Source organism: Paraburkholderia sp. RAU2J (assembly GCF_003634845.1).
GTDB classification, from domain to species: Bacteria; Pseudomonadota; Gammaproteobacteria; order Burkholderiales; family Burkholderiaceae; genus Paraburkholderia; species Paraburkholderia fynbosensis.
Window position 1 is genome coordinate 678867 of the sequence record NZ_RBXG01000001.1, and the last position, 17307, is coordinate 696173.

17 protein-coding genes are annotated in these 17307 nt (G+C 65.3%); 8 read left to right on the forward strand and 9 right to left on the reverse strand.

From position 1 onward, the window contains the following. Window positions 1–46 precede the first annotated feature (46 nt). Both B0G69_RS03110 and B0G69_RS03115 read left to right on the forward strand, forming a co-directional pair. On the forward strand, window positions 47–994 hold the full coding sequence (locus tag B0G69_RS03110; RefSeq protein WP_121315609.1) for a sterol desaturase family protein: 948 nt from the start codon (window positions 47–49) through the stop codon (window positions 992–994). 94 nt (window positions 995–1088) lie between these two features. Next, complete coding sequence (locus tag B0G69_RS03115) at window positions 1089–2342, forward strand: SGNH/GDSL hydrolase family protein (RefSeq protein WP_121315610.1); 1254 nt, start codon at window positions 1089–1091, stop codon at window positions 2340–2342. Window positions 2343–2484: 142 nt separating this feature from the next. Here B0G69_RS03115 and B0G69_RS03120 read toward each other — a convergent pair whose 3' ends face one another. The 9 genes from B0G69_RS03120 to B0G69_RS03160 all read right to left on the reverse strand — a co-directional run bounded on the left by B0G69_RS03120 (window position 2485) and on the right by B0G69_RS03160 (window position 12121). Beyond that, a complete protein-coding gene (locus B0G69_RS03120) occupies window positions 2485–3534 on the reverse strand; it encodes an L-threonylcarbamoyladenylate synthase (protein WP_121315611.1) in 1050 nt (349 codons plus the stop codon). A 10-nt stretch (window positions 3535–3544) separates the two neighbouring features. Next, entirely contained in the window at window positions 3545–4741 is a 1197-nt protein-coding gene (locus tag B0G69_RS03125; protein ID WP_121315612.1) for a 5-(carboxyamino)imidazole ribonucleotide synthase, read from the reverse strand. Window positions 4742–4853: 112 nt separating this feature from the next. After that, window positions 4854–5372, reverse strand: coding sequence for a 5-(carboxyamino)imidazole ribonucleotide mutase (gene purE, locus B0G69_RS03130; RefSeq protein WP_121315613.1), 519 nt, complete (start codon window positions 5370–5372; stop codon window positions 4854–4856). 50 nt (window positions 5373–5422) lie between these two features. Further along, complete coding sequence (locus B0G69_RS03135) at window positions 5423–6313, reverse strand: phosphoribosylaminoimidazolesuccinocarboxamide synthase (protein ID WP_042321200.1); 891 nt, start codon at window positions 6311–6313, stop codon at window positions 5423–5425. Window positions 6314–6442: 129 nt separating this feature from the next. Next, window positions 6443–7507 (reverse strand): class II fructose-bisphosphate aldolase, encoded by a 1065-nt coding sequence (gene fba / locus B0G69_RS03140; protein WP_121315614.1) that lies wholly within the window; start codon window positions 7505–7507, stop codon window positions 6443–6445. A gap of 220 nt (window positions 7508–7727) precedes the next feature. Next, complete coding sequence (pyk, locus tag B0G69_RS03145) at window positions 7728–9164, reverse strand: pyruvate kinase (RefSeq protein ID WP_121315615.1); 1437 nt, start codon at window positions 9162–9164, stop codon at window positions 7728–7730. A gap of 421 nt (window positions 9165–9585) precedes the next feature. Next, window positions 9586–10779 carry a phosphoglycerate kinase gene (locus tag B0G69_RS03150; protein ID WP_121315616.1) on the reverse strand — a complete coding sequence of 398 codons (1194 nt, stop codon included), beginning with the start codon at window positions 10777–10779 and terminating at the stop codon, window positions 9586–9588. Window positions 10780–11051: 272 nt separating this feature from the next. Continuing rightward, the gene (locus B0G69_RS03155; protein WP_121315617.1) at window positions 11052–11378 is read right to left on the reverse strand and encodes an AzlD domain-containing protein; all 327 of its coding nucleotides are present in this window, start codon (window positions 11376–11378) and stop codon (window positions 11052–11054) included. Next, complete coding sequence (locus B0G69_RS03160; protein WP_121315618.1) at window positions 11375–12121, reverse strand: AzlC family ABC transporter permease; 747 nt, start codon at window positions 12119–12121, stop codon at window positions 11375–11377. The genes B0G69_RS03155 and B0G69_RS03160 overlap by 4 nt, the downstream gene beginning before the upstream one ends. 222 nt (window positions 12122–12343) lie before the next feature. Here B0G69_RS03160 and B0G69_RS03165 point away from each other — a divergent pair, with 222 nt between their 5' ends. The 6 genes from B0G69_RS03165 (at window position 12344) to B0G69_RS03190 (ending at window position 17266) form a co-directional block, all read left to right on the forward strand. Further along, window positions 12344–13267, forward strand: coding sequence for a branched-chain amino acid transaminase (locus B0G69_RS03165; protein ID WP_121315619.1), 924 nt, complete (start codon window positions 12344–12346; stop codon window positions 13265–13267). Between the two features lie 85 nt (window positions 13268–13352). Then, complete coding sequence (locus B0G69_RS03170; protein ID WP_121315620.1) at window positions 13353–13547, forward strand: zinc-finger domain-containing protein; 195 nt, start codon at window positions 13353–13355, stop codon at window positions 13545–13547. Window positions 13548–13916: 369 nt separating this feature from the next. After that, window positions 13917–14942, forward strand: a complete 1026-nt coding sequence (gene waaF, locus B0G69_RS03175; protein ID WP_121315621.1) for a lipopolysaccharide heptosyltransferase II — start codon at window positions 13917–13919, stop codon at window positions 14940–14942. A 182-nt stretch (window positions 14943–15124) separates the two neighbouring features. Beyond that, window positions 15125–15571, forward strand: a complete 447-nt coding sequence (locus B0G69_RS03180; RefSeq protein ID WP_121315622.1) for a nuclear transport factor 2 family protein — start codon at window positions 15125–15127, stop codon at window positions 15569–15571. Between the two features lie 50 nt (window positions 15572–15621). Then, the gene (locus tag B0G69_RS03185) at window positions 15622–16692 is read left to right on the forward strand and encodes an alpha/beta fold hydrolase (protein ID WP_121315623.1); all 1071 of its coding nucleotides are present in this window, start codon (window positions 15622–15624) and stop codon (window positions 16690–16692) included. Further along, window positions 16685–17266 (forward strand): DUF2946 family protein, encoded by a 582-nt coding sequence (locus B0G69_RS03190; RefSeq protein ID WP_121315624.1) that lies wholly within the window; start codon window positions 16685–16687, stop codon window positions 17264–17266. Before B0G69_RS03185 ends, B0G69_RS03190 begins: the two co-directional genes overlap by 8 nt. The last annotated feature ends 41 nt before the right edge of the window (window positions 17267–17307 follow it).

A 17307-nucleotide genomic window follows, 5' to 3' on the forward strand; every position in this document is an offset into this window, starting at 1 on the left:
CCCGCTGCGCAGCGCGCTGCGGTCAGGGACCACGGAGGAAGACACCATGCAATTCGATGCCGAATTGCTGCTGCTCGCCATGGCGCCGGTCTTTCTCGCATGCATCGGCTGGGAGGCGTGGCACCTGCGGCGCACGCGCCCGGGCGAATCGATCTATAGCTGGCGCGACACGTTCTGCAATGCCGCGCTCGCGCTGATGCAACAAGCCGCCGACAAGCTCGCGTGGCTCGCGATCATTCCCGTCTACGCATTTTTCTACGAGCACTACCGCATCCACACGTGGCAGGCGAGCGGGGTCTCGTTCGTCGTGCTGTTCGTCGCCCAGGATCTGCTCTATTACGTGTTTCATCGCTGCAGCCATCGCGTGCGCTGGTTGTGGGCCGCGCATGTCGTGCATCACTCGTCGGAGCGCATGAATTTCTCGACCGCGTTCCGTCAGAGCCTGATGTACCCGGTCGCCGGCATGTGGCTGTTCTGGATTCCGCTCGCGGTGCTCGGCTTTCCACCGAAGCAGATCGTCGCGATCGTGCTGATCAATCTCGGCTTCCAGTTTTTCGTGCATACGCAGGCCATCGGCAAGCTCGGCTGGCTCGAATACGTATTCAATACGCCGTCGATTCATCGCGTGCATCACGCGCGCAATGACCGCTATATCGATCGCAATTACGCGGGCGTGCTGGTGATCTGGGACCGTCTGTTCGGCAGCTATGTCGACGAGCATCCGCACGAGGCGCCGGTGTACGGCATCGTCGAGCCGCTGCACAGCTACAACCCGCTGAAGGCGACGTTTCACGAATGGGCGTCGATGGCCGCCGACTTCGCGAGCCTGCGCGGTTGGCGCAACAGGTTGCGTGCATTGTTTGCGCCGCCCGCATGGGCCACGGATTATCATGCGCGCCGCGCGGCCGGTGCGGCTGCGAGCGAAGAGACAAACAAGCAGTCGCACCCGAGTGCAAACCATACGGCCGCGTTTCAAACGCAGCGCAGACCGTAGAAGATTCTGTAAGCTGTCGCCACGCCGCCGACGCGGCGGGCGCTGCCTGCAACACATGGCGCAAGGGCCACATAAAAGAGGAGATGTAGTCAAAATGAATCAATCAGCATCGAAGAAGCATCAATTCATTCGCGTCACGCAGATCGCGCTGGCCAGCGCCGCGTTCGCCCTGCTCGCGGCCTGCGGCGGTGGCGGCGATGACAACAACAACTCGAACGGCAGCACGCCGGCAGGCGGCGTCAAATTGCAGGTGGTGTCGTTCGGCGACAGCCTGTCGGACGTCGGCACGTATTCGCCGGTGATTCAGTCGAGCTTCGGCGGCGGCCGCTTCACGACCAACCCGGGCGAGGTGTGGACGCAGAAGGTTGCCGAGTACTACGGCGACACGTTGACGCCGGCATACCTCGGCGGTTTCGGCAAGCCGCTCGCCGCGGCAGGCGGCTACGGCTATGCGCAGGGCGGCTCGGACGTCGTCAATGCTCAAGGCCAAGGTTGGGCGCCGAACAACATGGCGGCGACGACGGTGCCGGTCGTGACGCAGGTCGACCAATACCTCAGCGCACATACGAGCTTCAACTCGAACCAGCTCGTGCTGGTGAACGGCGGCGCGAACGACATCTTCCAGTTCGCAGGGACCCCCGCCAATCTGACGGCGCTCGGCGTCGCGCTGCAGACCGACTTCGTGACGCTCGTGAAGACCGGCAAACTGCCGAACTCGCAGGCAGGCAAGGTCGCGTTCATCGTCGACTATCTGCAGAATCTGCCCAACCCGCAGATCGCGCAAGCCGCCGTCGCGCTCGCCACGAAAGTCCAGACCATCGTCAATTCGGGTGCGACCCACGTGGTGGTGTCGACGGTGCCGGACATCGGCAATGCGCCGCTCGGCGTCGCAGCCGAAGCGCAAACGGCCGGCTCGGGTGCACTGCTGTCGGCGATTACCGCGGCCTATAACTACATGCTGGGCCAGAAGCTGCAGGAACTCGGCGTCGCGGGCACGGGCAAGGTGATCGTGGTCGATGCGTTCACGTGGCTGGATCAGCAGCTGCCGAACTACCAGGCGCTGGGCTTCACGGTATCCAACACTGGCACGGCATGTAACCTGGCGTCGATGGAGAGCAACGCAACCGCTTACGCGAAGGCCAATCCGAGCGCCACCAACGGGCTGACCCCGGAGCAGTACGGCGCCCAGTTCGGCTCGTCGCTGTTCTGCTCGCCGCAGACCTACACGGTGGCTGGTGCTGACCAGACGTACATGTTCGCCGACACGGTCCACCCGAGCACGCACATGAATGCGTTGTTCGCGCAATACGTGCAGCAGCAGATCGCCGCCAGCGGGCTCGGAAAATAAAGTGGAATTGGCCGCCTCGCGACGGCGGCAGTAGCTCTGCAAAACAGAACGCCCGGCTTGGTGTGTCAAGCCGGGCGTTTTTGCTTCAGCGATACGCGAACGGCCGCATTGCGCGTGCGCCCGCGCGGATAAAAACCTGCCGTTAGCCTTGCGCTTCGAAGGCTGCTGCGGCTCTACCCAAGCGGTCATTCACCGCGATCCATTCGATCGTATCGGGCAGCTTCTCGATCAGAATTCGCGTGACGTTCGCGCGATCGAGCGCGCGAAGCAGGCCGTACAACTCACGCGCATACACGTGCGGATCTTCAGGCGCGGCGATGAAATGCACGCCTGCGGCATCGGCCCAATGGCCGGCTCGCGAAGCGCGCGCGACCAACGCCACACGCTCACCCGCTTCACGTGCGGCAAGCAAGGGCTCCAGCGCACCGAACGGCAGCAGCGCCAGCGGCGTGCGCGGCGCGTAATGCGCCTTCAACGTGCCGGAAGCGCGCGGCGCGGTCGCATCCGAGCCATCCGGCAAACGCGGCGCCTCGCCGAGCACGTCGGCGATATCTTGCGGCGTGACGCGGCCCGGTCTCAACAATGCCGGAAAACCACGCGACAAATCCACGATGGTCGATTCGATCCCGACATCCGACGCGCCGCCGTCCAGCACATGAATCGCGCTGCCGAACTCGTCGCGCACATGTTGCGCGGTGGTCGGGCTGACGTGCCCAAAGCGATTCGCCGACGGCGCGGCCACGCCGCCATGTCCGCCGCGCAATGCACTGAACGCTTGCAGTAAAGCCTGCGCGACAGGATGCGACGGGCAGCGCAGCCCGACCGAATCCTGGCCGCCGCTCACCGCCGCCGGAATCCGCGCGGCACGCTTCAGGATCAGCGTGAGCGGACCTGGCCAGAACGCGTCGATCAGACGCTGCGCCTGCTCGGGCAGCTGCTCGACCCAGTAGTTCGGATCGCCTTGCGGCGCCAGATGCACGATGACCGGATGATTCGCCGGCCGGCCCTTCGCCGCGTAAATGCGCGCGACCGCGTCCGGACTTTCGGCGTCACCGCCAAGCCCGTACACGGTCTCCGTCGGGAACGCGACCAGCTCACCCGCGTCGAGCAGCGCCGCCGCGTGCTCGATCTGCGCGCCGCTCACCGGCAATGCGCTCGCGGCGTTTTCAGCGGGGTTCTGTTGATCCGGCATGGCGCGCGCGTCAGCTCGTGACGATGTGCAGGAACCGCGCGCAATCGCGTGCAGCCGTGCGGGCTTCTTCGAGCGTTGCGGCCGTGAAGTTCACGTGGCCCATCTTGCGGCCGCACCGAGCCTCTTCCTTGCCGTACAGATGCAGACGTGCCGCCGGCATCGCCGCGACTTCGTGCCACGGCGGCGTGACCGCCGCGCGCTTGGCACCGTCCGGGAACCACACGTCGCCGAGAATGTTCAGCATGGCCGCCGGCGAATGCTGGCGCGTGTCGCCGAGCGGCATGCCGGTCATCGCGCGCACCTGCTGCTCAAACTGGCTGGTTGCGCAGGCATCGACGGTGTAGTGGCCGGAGTTGTGCGGACGCGGCGCCATTTCGTTGGCCACCAGCGAACCGTCTTCGAGAATGAAGAACTCGACGCACAACACGCCGACGTAGCCGAGCTTGTCGGCGATCTGCAGCGCCGCCTGTTGCGCCTGCTCGACCAGCGTCGGGCTTGCGTCCGGCGCCGGCACGATGGTGTGCGACAGCACGCCGTGGTGGTGCGTGTTCTGCGCAAGCGGATACACCACCGACGCGCCGCTCGACCCGCGCGCGATCAACGCCGACACTTCGAACTTCAGCGGCAGGCGCTTTTCCAGCACGCAGGGCACGCCGCCGAGCGACGCATGCGCCTCGCGCACTTCCTCCGCGTTGCGCACGCGAATCTGGCCCTTGCCGTCGTAGCCCATGCGGGCGGTCTTGAGAATGCCGGGCAGCACGGTTTCGAGCTGGGCATCGTCGAGCGCGCTCAACGCGTCCGACGACTCGATCACCACGTGCGGCGCCACCGTCACGCCCGACGACGCGATAAAGCGCTTCTCGGCGATGCGGTCCTGAGCCACGGCAACGCAACGGCCCGCCGGACTCACGAAGGTGGTCTTCGCGAGAAAGTCGAGGCTCGCGGCCGGCACATTCTCGAATTCGGTCGACACCGCCGCGCACAGCCGCGCGAGTTCGGTCAGCGACGCTTCGTCGTCGTAGGCCGCGCGCAGATGGCGGTCGGCGACGGCGCCCGCCGGGCTGCTTTCGTCCGGGTCGAGCACGGCGACGCGGTAGCCCATCGCCTGGGCGGCAAAGCAGAACATACGGCCGAGCTGGCCGCCACCGACCATGCCAAGCCATGCGCCGGGCAGAATCGGTGAAACCGGTGTGTTGTCTGGGTTCATCTTAGTGGTCGGTCGCGGCCGGATGCGCAGTCGTGCACGCGGTCGTGCAACTGCAGACACCCGGCCGGGGGTCGGACAGGGGGACGTCTTAAAGCAATCAGCCGGTGCGCGATTACAGCGCCGGCAATACCATAGCGTGGGCCGCTTCGTTCTGGCGGACGCGGAATGCAGCCAGCTTTTCCGCGTACTCGGTGCTCGTGCCGCTCAACAGCGACACCGCGAACAGCGCCGCATTCGCCGCGCCCGCTTCGCCGATCGCAAACGTCGCGACCGGCACGCCCTTGGGCATCTGCACGATCGAATGCAGCGAATCGACGCCCTTCAGATACTTGCTCGCCACCGGCACGCCGAGCACCGGCACCGTGGTCTTGGCGGCCAGCATGCCCGGCAGATGCGCCGCGCCGCCCGCACCGGCGATGATCGCGCGAATACCGCGCTCGCGCGCACTTTCAGCATAGGCGAACATTTCGTCGGGCATGCGATGCGCGGACACGACCCTGGCTTCGTATGGCACGCCAAACTCCTGCAAAATCGCCACGGCGTTCTTCATGACTTCCCAGTCGGAACTGGAGCCCATCAGCACGCCGACGACCGGCGCGCCATGCGTATGGGCGGTTTGAGCTTCACTCATCTTTACGGCTTCCTTGTTTCCCCAACGGCGCTTCTGGTGATCCACGCGGGTCAGGCGAGCTTATGGCCGGTCAGGCGTTCGAGCGCTTCCTGGTATTTCTCGCCCGTCTTCGTGACCACGTCGTCGGGCAGCTTCGGCGCCGGAGGTTCTTTCTTCCAGGGCTGGGTTTCGAGCCAGTCGCGCACGAACTGCTTGTCGAACGACGGCGGGTTGGTGCCGACCTGATATTGATCCGCCGGCCAGAAGCGCGACGAATCCGCGGTCAGCGCCTCGTCCATCAGGTACAGCTTGCCGTGGTTGTCGAGGCCGAATTCGAACTTCGTGTCCGCGATGATGATGCCGCGCGTCGCGGCATAGTCCGCGGCTTCCTTGTACAGCTTGATCGAGATGTCGCGGATCGTGGCCGACAGTTCGGTGCCGATGCGGCGCTCCATCTCGTCGTACGTGATGTTTTCGTCGTGGTGGCCCATCTCGGCCTTGGCGGCGGGCGTGAAGATCGGCTCGGGCAGCTTCTGCGCGTTCTGCAGACCCGGCGGCAGTTCGACGCCGCACACCGAACCGGTTGCCTGGTAGTCTTTCCAGCCGCTGCCGGCCAGATAGCCGCGCACCACCGCTTCGACGAGGATCGGCTCGAGGCGCTTGACGACCACCGCGCGGCCCTTGACCTGCTCGACTTCGTCTGCCGCGACCACGGATTCGGGCGCTACGCCCGTCAGGTGGTTCGGCACCACATGCTTCAGCTTTTCGAACCAGAAGTTCGCCATTTCGTTGAGCACGCGACCCTTGTTCGGAATCGGCTCGCCCATGATGACGTCGAACGCCGACAGACGGTCGGTCGTGACGATCAGCAACTGGTCGTTGCCCACCGCATAGTTGTCGCGGACTTTACCGCGGCCGAGCAGCGGCAGCGAGCGGAGCGTGGATTCGTAGAGGGTAGACATCGTCGTGGTTCGCTAAAAGTGAGGCAAAAGTGTGTGCGGAACAAAAGGGAAACGCCGTTCCCCGGATGATGCGGGAACGGCGATCTAACGACAACCTGGCCAAACGGCCAGGCGCAGAGCAGTTATAGCTTATCGGACGACTTGCGCAAGCTCACCCGACTTGTACTTCTCCGCGATTTTATCAAGCGAAAGCGGCTTGATCTTGCCGGCCTGGCCTTCGCAGCCGAATTGCATGTAACGGTCGACGCAGATTTTCATCGCCGCTTCGCGCGCCGGCTTCAGGTAATCGCGCGGATCGAACTTGCCCGGGTTGGTCGCCATGTAGCGGCGAATTGCGCCGGTGATCGCCAGACGCAGGTCGGTGTCGATGTTGACCTTGCGCACGCCGTTACGGATGCCTTCCTGGATTTCCTCGACCGGCACGCCGTAGGTTTCCTTCATGTCGCCGCCGAATTCGCGGATTTCCGCGAGCAGTTCCTGCGGCACCGACGACGAACCGTGCATCACCAGGTGCGTGTTCGGAATGCGCTGGTGGATTTCCTTGATGCGCTGGATCGACAGGATGTCGCCCGTGGGCTTCTTGCTGAATTTGTACGCGCCGTGCGACGTACCGATCGCGATCGCCAGCGCATCGCACTGCGTCAGCTTGACAAAGTCGGCAGCCTGCTCCGGATCGGTCAGCAGCTGCTCGCGGGTCATCGTGCCTTCTGCGCCGTGGCCGTCTTCCTTGTCGCCCTTCATGGTTTCCAGCGAGCCGAGCACGCCCAGTTCCGCTTCCACCGTGATGCCGATCGAGTGAGCCGCTTCCACGACCTTGCGCGACACCTCGACGTTGTACTCGTAAGACGCGACGGTCTTGCCGTCGGCTTCGAGGGAGCCGTCCATCATTACGCTGGTGAAGCCGCTGCGGATCGCCGCCATGCAGACCGCCGGCGACTGCCCGTGGTCCTGGTGCATCACGACCGGAATATGCGGATACGACTCCACTGCCGCTTCGATCAGGTGGCGCAGAAACGGCTCGCCCGCGTACTTACGCGCGCCGGCGGAAGCCTGCATGATCACCGGGGCGTTGACCTTGTCGGCCGCCGCCATGATCGCCTGAACCTGCTCCAGATTGTTCACGTTGAATGCCGGAAGGCCATAACCGTTTTCGGCGGCATGGTCCAGCAGTTGACGCATTGATACGAGAGGCATGCTTAACTCCTTGGATTGAAACGAATTCTTGTGCCGTCGGCATCTTTTTTGGGGCGATTTTATCGCGAAGCAAGCCGCATACCCTGTCGCACGGGCCTTAACGCGCCGAGCGGTCCTTGTCCGCTCAAGACGCGATTGAGGGCGGTGCGCCGCCTCTCCGGGGCATGCGGGCCTGCTTCGCTCAATCAGGCCGGTGCCGATCGAGCAGTCTGCTGCCTGATCAGTACGGTTCTCCGACCCGCACGATTTTCAACGTATTGGTACCACCGGCCTGCCCCATCGGCTCGCCGACGGTCAGCACCACCATGTCGCCGTGCGACGCGTAACCCTTGCTCACCACGGTCTCCAACGCCTGTTGCAACGCCGTGTCGCGGTCGGTGTTGGTGTCCAGATGCAGCGAGGTCACGTTGCGGTACAGCGCCATCGCCCGCTCGCTGCCGACCCGCGGCGTCAGCGCGAAGATCGGCACGTGGGTCCAGTGACGCGACATCCACAGCGCGGTCGAGCCGGATTCGGTCAACGCCACGATCGCCTTCGCGCCCAGATGATAGGCGGTGAACAGCGCGCCCATCGCGATCGACTGGTCGATCCGCGTGAACGTGCGGTCGAGGAAATCGCGGTCCAGCTCCGACTGCTCCGACTTCTCGGCTTCGATACAGATCGCCGCCATCGTTTCGATGGTCTGCACCGGGTACTTGCCCGCCGCCGATTCCGCCGACAGCATCACCGCGTCCGTGCCGTCGAGCACCGCGTTCGCGACGTCCGACACTTCGGCGCGGGTCGGCACCGGTGCGTAGATCATCGACTCCATCATCTGGGTCGCGGTGATCACGAACTTGTTCGATTCGCGCGCCATACGGATCATCCGCTTTTGCAGCGCGGGGACTGCGGCATTCCCCACTTCCACGGCGAGGTCGCCGCGCGCGACCATGATGCCGTCCGACGCGTCGAGGATGCCCTGCAACGCCGGAATCGCTTCCGCGCGCTCGATCTTGGCGATCATCTTCGGCTTGATGCCGAACGGCGCGCCGGCGATGTTCGCCAGCTGGCGGGCCATTTCCATGTCGGTCGCGTTCTTCGGGAACGACACCGCGACGTAATCGACGCCGAGCGACATCGCCGTGCGGATGTCCTCCATGTCTTTCGCGGTGAGCGCCGGCGCGGACAGGCCGCCGCCCTGGCGGTTGATGCCCTTGTTGTTCGACAGCTCGCCGCCGATCTTCACGATCGTGTGGATTTCATCGCCGATCACGCGCGCGACGTTCAGCACGATCAGGCCGTCGTTGAGCAGCAGCACGTCGCCCGACTTCAGATCGCGCGGCAGGTCCTTGTAGTCGAGACCGGCGCGTTGCTCGTTGCCGAGTTCGCAGTCGGCGTCGAGGATGAACGGCTCGCCGGCGACCAGCGTGACCTTGCCGTTTTCGAATTTGCCGACGCGGATCTTCGGGCCTTGCAGGTCCGCCATGATGGCGACTTCACGGCCGGCCTGACGGGCCGCCTCGCGCACGAATTCGGCGCGCTGGCGGTGGTCGTCGGCGGTGCCGTGCGAGAAATTGAGCCGCACCACGTCCAACCCTGCCTGAATCATTTGCAGCAGGATTTCCGGCGTGTTGGAAGCCGGTCCGATGGTAGCGACAATCTTGGTGGCGCGATGCATGAGTCTCCTCGTCTGGATAGGATCGCTGGAAAGAGCGCTGCGAGTCGGATGCGGAGGCTGCGCACCGAAAGATGCTGACAGGGGTTGCGCGCCGGTTGAAACCAGCGTCGCTTTATAGGTTGAAGCGGTGTTCGATACCGGCACGGAGGGTGCCGGTGGAGGGACGGTCTCCGCGGCGGGGAGTTCCGCGGGCGACGGCGCGCAAGGTCCGCTGGACACTTCCGCTGCCTCGCCGGCGGTGGTCAACTCCGCGGGCGCGAGAGACGAGCCGGATTCTTCTGTTGCGGCGGGTGCCGCCGGCGTAGCGGCGGAGCGCGCCGCGCGCTCCCCTGCCGTCGCTGCCGCGGTATCGCGCGGCTTGTTGGCACGCTGGCCGCTACGCGCTTTCGCTGACTTTGACGTTGGGGAGCGCGTCGCCACGTTAAGCCCGCGATTCCAGAACTTCGACCGCCGGCAACTTCTTGCCTTCGAGGAACTCGAGGAAAGCGCCGCCGCCCGTCGAGATGTAGCTGACCTTGTCGTGGATGCCGTACTTGGCGATCGCCGCGAGCGTATCGCCGCCGCCTGCGATCGAGAACGCCGACGACTTGGCGATCGCGTCCGCCAGCGTCTTCGTGCCGTTGCCGAACTGGTCGAATTCGAACACGCCGACCGGGCCGTTCCAGACGATCGTGCCGGCCTTTTCCAGCTGCGCGGCGAGCGCCCTGGCCGTTTCCGGTCCGATATCGAGAATCAGATCGTCGTCCTGGACGTCCGCGACGGCCTTGACCTCAGCCTTGGCGCTCGGCGAAAACTCCTTGGCCGTGACCACGTCGGTCGGGATCGGCACCGAGGCGCCGCGCGCCTTGGCCGCGTCGATGATGGCCTTGGCTTCGTTCACCAGATCGGCTTCGGCGAGCGACTTGCCGATCTTCAGGCCCGCGGCCAGCATGAACGTATTCGCGATGCCGCCGCCGACGATCAGCTGATCGACCTTATCGGCCAGCGACTTCAGGATGGTCAGCTTGGTCGACACCTTCGACCCGGCGACGATCGCCACCAACGGGCGCTTGGGCGCGCCCAGCGCCTTGCCGAGCGCTTCGAGCTCAGCCGCCAGCAGCGGGCCGGCGCAGGCGACCGGGGCGTACTTCGCGATGCCGTGCGTGGTCGCTTCGGCGCGGTGCGCGGTGCCGAACGCGTCATTCACGTAGACGTCGCAGAGCTTCGCCATTTTTTGGGCGAGCTCGTCGGAATCTTTCTTTTCGCCCTTGTTGACGCGGCAGTTTTCCAGCAGCACGACCGAGCCCGGCGCGACGTTTACGCCGTTGTCGACCCAGTTCGCCACCAGCGGCACGTCGCGGCCGAGCAGGTCGGCCAGACGCTTCGCGACTGGCGCGAGCGAGTCTTCCGGCTTGAAGTCGCCTTCGGTCGGGCGACCGAGGTGCGACGTGACCATCACCGCGGCGCCTGCATCGAGGGCCGCCTTGATAGCCGGCACGGAGGCGCGGATGCGGGTGTCTTCGGTGATGTTGCCTTGATCGTCCTGCGGCACGTTCAGATCGGCGCGGATGAACACGCGTTTGCCGGCTAGCTTGCCTTCGGCGATCAGATCGGAGAGACGCAATACCTTGTTCATGGGCGTGTGTGTGCGAGTTGATGAGAAGGCGGTAGCGGACGGCGCACAGGCGTCGAGCGCGGCGAATTCCAGCGCTGTGACACGGCAGCGGCTCCGCGTGATCGGGCGCCGCCGGCAAGGCCGCGGCTCTCGCGCGTTTGCAGCAGCGCGCATAACCCGGGAACCGACATTTTAACTGATCCACACTCCCTTCTGACCCGCACACAGGCGAATCTCGCGTATTTGGAGACGGCACCGTCCATGACGCGGCGCAGCATTCGCCATCCGTCCCCTCATACGAAGATGCGCAATAGCGTGAACACCACCATCCCCGTGACGATCGTGCCGAGCATGGTGCGCCGCCACAAAAACCACCCGAGACCGGATAGCGTCGCGTAAAACTCATGGTTGGAGGGTGCGAACGACAGGGCGCCGTCCGGCGTCGTCAGCACGTCGGGCAAGACCACGGCGGCCAGCGCCGCGGCGGGTGCGTAGCGCAGCATGCGCTGCACGCGCGCGGGCAGCACCGTGCGCTCCCCCCCGATCAGAAACATTGCCCGGGTCACCGCGGTGACGAAGGTCATGCCGAAAATGGCCAGCCAGACTTGCGTGGATGTCATCGTGAATCTCCGGCGCTGTTGCGGATACGGCGCAAATCGGCGCGCTCGACCATCAGGTCGGCGGCGCTGCCGGCGATGATCGCCGCGATCACTGCGAGCGGCAGCGCGAGCCGGTACGGCAGGTCGAATGCGAGCAGCGACACGACCCCGGCGACGCCGACCGCGACCAGCGTGGAGCGCGTCGCGATCGCCGACACCATGATGGGCAGCAGGGCCAGCGTGCCCGCCAGCGCGAGTCCCCAGTTGTCGGGAATCAGGCTCGCGAGCAGGATGCCGGCGATCGACGACACCTGCCAGGAGAGCCAACTGCACACCGCCATGCCCCAGAAGTACGCCTCCTTGCCCGGCACGTAGCCGGTCGGGAAGCTCTTTTTCTGGAACAGCAGATAGATCACGTCGCCGTTGAAATAGCCGAGCACGATGCGCCGCCACATCGACAGATAGGAGAAGTGCGGCGCGAGCCCGACGCTAAAGATCACGAACCGCGTGTTGACCATCGCCGCGGTGAGCAGCACGGTCCAGATCGGCAGCTTGGCGGCGAGCAGCGGCAGCACCGCCAGTTGCGACGAGCCCGCGTAGCACAGCAGCGACATGCTGAGCGCCTGCGGCAGCGTGAGCACGGATTTGCTCATCGCGATACCGGTGACGAGCCCCCACGAGAAAATGGCCATCAGCGTGGGCGAGTAGTCGCGCGCGCCCTCACGGAAGGCACGGCGATCGGTATCAGACAGACGAGCGAGCATGAGGCGAAACGAGCCGGCGCAAGGCGCCGCAACGAAGGGAAGTCGGCGCCAGGTCGTCAGGCACCCGCTGGCGCATCCGGATTTGAATTATGCGTGTGCCGGATTATAGCGTCCGGGATGTGCCCAAATGCCCGTTCCGTGTGCAAAAGACGCTAAAATAACGCTCTTGGCTGCCCCTGACGCGCGTAGCCGCACTTCACAACGCACCCGCTGGAGAATCGTATGTCAATGGCCGACCGCGACGGCAAGATCTGGATGGATGGCAAACTCATCGACTGGCGCGACGCCAAAATCCATGTGCTCACCCACACGCTGCACTACGGCATGGGCGTTTTCGAAGGCGTACGCGCCTACAAGACGGCCGCCGGCGGCACCGCGATTTTCCGTCTGCAGGAGCACACCAAGCGGCTGCTGAACTCCGCCAAGATCTTCCAGATGGACGTGCCGTTCGACCACGAAACGCTCGCCGCCGCGCAGCGCGAAGTGGTCCGCGAGAACAAGCTCGAGTCCTGCTATCTGCGCCCGATCATCTGGGTCGGTTCGGAAAAGCTCGGCGTGTCGGCCAAGGGCAACACGATCCACGTCGCAATCGCCGCGTGGCCGTGGGGCGCTTACCTCGGTGAAGACGGCATGGCCAAGGGCATCCGCGTGAAGACGTCGTCGTTCACCCGCCATCACGTGAACGTGTCGATGGTCCGCGCGAAAGCGTCGGGCTGGTATGTGAACTCGATCCTCGCCAACCAGGAAGCGATCGCCGACGGCTACGACGAAGCGCTGCTGCTCGACGTCGACGGCTACGTGTCGGAAGGCTCGGGCGAGAACTTCTTCCTCGTGAATAACGGCAAGCTGTACACGCCGGACCTGTCGTCGTGCCTGGACGGCATCACGCGCGACACGATCATCACGCTCGCGCGCGACGCGGGCATCCAGGTGATCGAAAAGCGCATCACGCGCGACGAGGTCTACACCTGCGACGAAGCGTTCTTCACCGGCACCGCCGCCGAAGTCACGCCGATCCGCGAACTCGACAACCGCACGATCGGCTCGGGCGCACGCGGCCCGGTCACCGAGAAGCTGCAATCGGGCTTCTTCGATATCGTGAACGGCAAGAGCGACAAGTACGCGCACTGGCTCACCAAGATCTAACGCGCGCTGCGCCCATCTCTGGCCCGTTGCCCTTCGGGCCGGCTACCGGCGCAACGCCCGCACCCTGCATACAAAGAGAAAGCCCATGAGCGAAATCAAGGAAATGCCGCTGGTCGAACTGTCGGCAAAAGACCTGCCGGCGTACTGCCCGAACCCGGCCATGCCGCGCTGGAGCGCGCATCCGCGCGTCTTTATCGATGTCACGCACGGCGAAGCGCGTTGCCCGTACTGCAGCACGCGTTACAGGCTGCGCGACGGCGAAGTGGTCAGGGGTCATTGAACACGGCGCACTGAGCGTTGCCTCGCGGCGGCGCTGGCTCGGAGTGTCGGGCGCGGGTCGATGGGTGCGGGTTAGCCGCTGTTTTGAGGTTCGCCCCGTCGGCCGTTTCGTTGTGTGGTTCGCTGGCTGACAGGCTGAACATGGTGCTGTCCGCCTTGTCGTCGGGCAGGCCGGGCGCATTACACAGCAAGCGCACGCAAGCTCGCAGGTCAGCACGCTCTGACGGCGCCGCCATCGGGCCGCGACCGCGGCGCCTCCGGCTACCCCGGAAGCGCGCCACGCGGTTCGCGGCTTTTCCCTTTTCATCAATCCGAATGCCACGCGCATCGCGCGCGCGGCGTTTCGTTTCGACACCGGACACTCACTCTGATGCGTCGCGCGTTGGTTATCGTACCGAACTGGATCGGTGACGCATTGATGGCGCAGCCGCTGTTTGCGCGCCTCGTGAAATTGCATCCGCGCATCGTCATCGACGCGGTCGCGCCCTCGTGGGTCGCGCCCGTGCTCGAACGCATGCCGGAAATCCGCGACGTCTACGCCACCGACCTCGCGCACGGCAAGCTGCAGATGTTGCGCCGCTGGCAACTGGCGAGCGATTTGCGCGATGTCGGCTACGACGCGGCCTATGTGCTGCCGAACTCGCTCAAGTCGGCGCTGATTCCGTGGCTGGCGGGCATTCCGCTGCGCATCGGCTACACCGGCGAAAGCCGCTATGGCCTGCTGAACGTGCGGCATGCGAATCCGCGCAAGGACGAGCGCCCGCCGATGGTCGGCCAGTACGCCGCCCTCGCCTACGCGCCCGGCGCCAAAATCCCGGACAACCTGCCGATGCCGCGCCTCGACACGGACCTGAACGAAGCGTCGCGCGTGTCGGCGCGCTTCAATCTGGATACGCGCGTGCCGCTGCTGGTGTTCTGTCCGGGCGCCGAGTACGGCCCGGCCAAGCGCTGGCCGCCCGAACACTTCGCCGCGCTCGCGCAGATGGTCGGCCAGTCGTTCCCGTACACGCAGATCGTGGCGCTCGGTTCGCCGAAAGACGCGCCGCTCGCCCAGGCGATCGCCGAGAAGGCGCCGAACGTGCGCAACCTGTGCGGCCAGACGGCGCTCGGCGAAGCCTGCGCGCTGATCTCGCGGGCCAACGCGGTCGTCACCAACGACTCCGGCCTGATGCACGTGGCAGCCGCGCTGCGCCGGCCGCTGGTGGCCGTGTACGGTTCGACCGATCCGCGCCACACGCCGCCCTTGTCGGAGCTCGCGAAGGTACAATGGCTTCATCTCGAATGCAGCCCCTGTTTCGAGCGCGAATGTCCGCTCGGGCATCTGAACTGTCTGAAGCAACTGAGCGCCGAACAGGTCTTCGGCGATTTGCGCGGCATGCTGCTCGCGCAACGCTGAGCCGACTGATAGTCGACTTGATACTTGCACGCAACACCGCACGCCCCCGTGCGCGTCGCGTCATGTTCGCGCCTTGCGGCACGGGCATGCTGACGCTGCGGGGCCGACAGGTCCGGTGCGCCGGACTGTCCCGCTGACCGCTGCTCCGCAACCGCGCGCCGCGCACAAGAGACTGACGAGCCATGCCACGTTTTGCCCATATCTTCGAAGCCGCCGCCGACACCCTGAACGCCTACTATCAGGCCGTCGCCGAGGTCAATATCGACAGCTTGATGGGCCTGTGGATCGATGAGGAGTTCGTCAGCTGCATCTGCGCCGACGGCTCGCACCTGCACGGTCTCGACAGCATTCGCGCCGGCTTGCAGAGCCAGCTTGAGGCCGCGCGCGTGTCGATCGAGCCGCTCGACATCCGCGTCTACGACAGTCTTGGCACCGTCGTCTATGCGATTGCCGAGGCGCATCGGCCAGCCGGCCCCACCGCTACGCCTGCCATGGTCTTCACTACTTACGTGATGGTCCACGAACGCGGCGAGTGGCGCATCGCGCACATTCACGCGAGCCCGATGCCGAACGAGGCCGCGAGCCAGTTCGCCACCAAGATGCGGCATGGTCAGGGCTCGCTGCACTGACGTGCGGTCTTGGATCAGGTTCGCGCTTTATTTTTTGCTCCAACGCCGGCATGAGTTCGACGCACGATAAACCCGTTTCCTCCGGCACGGCCCAGACCACGGTCGCGGCCGCCGTCGAGGCCACTGTCGAGCTGCTCTACCGTGCCCCGCTGTGGCTGCCGAACCGGCATGCGCAGACTATCGTCCCGTCGCTGTTTGCGCGCCGCCCGGCGGTGTCGTTTCGCCGCGAGCGCTGGGACACGCCCGACGGCGATTTCATCGATCTCGACTGGGTCGTGCCGGACGGCCAGTCCGCCGCACCCCATGCACCCGCCGTCGACGCCCCGCTCTTCGTGTTGTTTCACGGCCTCGAAGGCAGTTCGGGTTCGCACTACGCGGCGACGCTGATGGCGGCCGCGCGCGATTACGGCTGGCACGGCGTCGTGCCGCACTTTCGCAGTTGCAGTGGCACGATGAACCGTCTGCCGCGCTTTTATCACCTCGCCGACAGCAACGAAGTCGACTGGGTGCTGCGCCGTTTGCGCGCCGCGCATCGCGGGCCGGTCGTGGCAGCGGGTGTGTCGCTCGGCGGCAACGTACTGCTGCGCTGGCTCGGCGAACGGCGCGAGGACGCCGCGTCGGTGGTCGCGGCGGCCGCCGCGATTTCGACGCCAATCGACGTGCATGCGGGCGGCCGTGCGTTATCGCAAGGCTTCGGCCTCGTCTATACGCGTAGTTTCCTGAAGACGCTCAAGCAGAAGGCCGACCAGAAGCTGGCCCAGTTTCCCGGCCTGTTCGACCGCAACGCGATGCTGGCGAGCCGCACCATGTACGAGTTCGACAACGTGGTGACCGCGCCGCTGCACGGCTTTCGCGATACCGACCACTACTGGAGCAGCGCGACCACGCGGCCGCTGTTGCCGCACATCCAGGTGCCGACGCTGGTGCTCAATGCGCGCAACGACCCGTTCCTGCCGGCGGAGGCCCTGCCGTCGCGGCATGAAGTCTCGGCGGCTGTGGAGCTCGACCAACCGAGGCACGGCGGCCACGCCGGCTTCATGACCGGGCCGTTCCCGGGCCGCATCGACTGGCTGTCGCGGCGCGTGTTCGGCTACCTGGAGCGGCACGTCGATCATGGATGACATCGTCAAACAGGCTTTGGCCAAATGGCCGAACGTGCCGAGCTGCACGGGCTGGCTGATGCTGGACCGGCGTGGCAACTGGCGCATGCGTGACGAAGCGGCCCAGGCGAGCGGCTCGCCGGGCACGCCGATCCGGCATGAGGCGCTGCTCGGCTTCATCAACCGGAACTACGGCGCCGACGAACACGGGCAGTGGTTTTTCCAGAACGGCCCGCAGCGGGTGTACGTGGAGTTGGGCTACACGCCGTGGGTGGTACGGTTGTCGGCGAACGCCGATGGGACGCTCGCGTTGCAGGACCAGGCAGGCGGTGCCTTCGAGCCCGCGGCTGCGTTTGTCGACGAAGAAGGCGGGATTCTGTTTGCCGACAATGCCGACAACGCGGCGCGCCCGAGAGTCGCGGTTTTGCACGATCACGATCTGGAGATCTTCTCCAATCACGCGACGCTAGCCGACGATTCGATGAGCGGCGAGTTCCACTGGAACGACCAGGCCGTGTTGCCGCTGCAAGCGATACGGCGCGGCGAGGTCGCCACGCGCTTCGGGTTCGAGCCGAGTCCGGCGGCGAAGGTTTAGGGCCAAGGACCTGGCGTGCACGACGTAAAGTGCTCAGTACG